Consider the following 831-nt stretch of genomic DNA (forward strand, 5'->3'; position numbering starts at 1 on the left):
GGGCAAAAGCGTGTCGATCGGCTCGATGTCGGCCTGCCGCTGCTGCGCTTTCTCGAAGGCAGCCGCGAAGGCCGGCCGGTCGCGTTCGTGGATCACCGTGTCGAGCCTTACGCGACGGTCGACGGCGTCGCGATCGACGACAGACGAAAACAGCGACAGGAACGGCGCATTGGTGCGCAGGATGCGCCCATTGTGGTCGACGCCGGCGATCGCCATCGGTGTCGAGTTGAAGAAGCGGGTGAAGCGCACTTCCGAAGCCCGCAAATCGGCAGAGGCATCCTCGCCTTGCGTGCGGTTGAGCACGATCGTGCGTGTCGGCCCGTTCAATCCTTCGCGGCTGGCCGAAACACGGTGCATGAAGCGCACCGGCAGCGCTTCGCCCGTCGTGGTCGTCAGGTCGAGATCGATCACCGCGTTGCGTGTGGTGCCGGGGTCGGCCTTGACCGAGCGGACCAGCGCCATGCCGTCGCCGGCCACGATCTCCGACAGAGACACGGCGCCGGGCGTGAAGCTGGTGAGGTCGATGCCCAGCCATTCGGCGAGCGTGGCGTTGATATAGGTGACGCGGCCCTCCTGGTCGGCCGAAAAGAAGCCGGCCGGCGCGTGGTCGAGGTGATCGATCGCCTTCTGCAGGTCGAGGAAGAAGCGCTCCTGCTCGGCCCGCTCCTGCGAGATGTCGGCAAGCTGCCAGGCCAGCATCGGCAGCCGCTGGCCTGGAACGCTGAAGGCGCGGGCGCGGGCCCGGTACCAGCGGGCGCCAGGCTCGGCACCGGGCCGAATGGACTGTGCGAGCCTAAACTCGCCGTCGCCCGACTGGCCGTCGCGCAGGCC

General features: G+C 68.0%; 1 protein-coding gene. It reads right to left on the minus strand.

What is annotated here, in order from left to right:
• Positions 1–831, minus strand: an 831-nt coding sequence (locus EN893_RS36065) for a PAS domain-containing protein (protein WP_128362269.1), incomplete at both ends; no start/stop codon positions are given.

It is taken from the genome of Mesorhizobium sp. M7A.F.Ca.CA.004.04.2.1 (assembly GCF_004022825.1).
Taxonomy (GTDB): domain Bacteria; phylum Pseudomonadota; class Alphaproteobacteria; order Rhizobiales; family Rhizobiaceae; genus Mesorhizobium.